This is a genomic window from Synechococcus sp. BDU 130192, assembly GCF_963876085.1.
Taxonomy (GTDB): Bacteria; Cyanobacteriota; Cyanobacteriia; order Cyanobacteriales; family MRBY01; genus MRBY01.
Genome location: NZ_CAWNNO010000046.1, coordinates 1 through 389 on the forward strand (window position 1 = coordinate 1; position 389 = coordinate 389).

The 389-nt window shown below is 48.8% G+C and carries 1 pseudogene; it reads right to left on the bottom strand.

The features are described from left to right. Nucleotides 1-389 (bottom strand): annotated as a pseudogene (locus tag AACT35_RS11285) (photosystem II q(b) protein); the annotation flags it as partial.

A 389-nucleotide genomic window follows, 5' to 3' on the forward strand; every position in this document is an offset into this window, starting at 1 on the left:
TGACCGAACTTGTAACCGTAGTTCTGAGATTCGGTTTCAGTGGTCTCACGTACCAAAGAAGAGGTTACGAGAGAACCGTGCATTGCGGAGAACAAAGAACCACCAAATACACCAGCCACACCAAGCATGTGGAAGGGGTGCATCAGGATGTTGTGCTCTGCCTGGAATACGATCATGAAGTTGAACGTACCAGAAATACCCAAAGGCATACCATCAGAGAAGGAACCTTGACCGATGGGGTAGATGAGGAATACTGCAGTTGCTGCTGCTACGGGAGCAGAGAACGCAACACAGATCCAGGGACGCATACCAAGGCGGTAAGAAAGTTCCCACTCACGACCCATGTAGCAGAAAACACCAATGAGGAAGTGGAAAATTACCAACTGGTA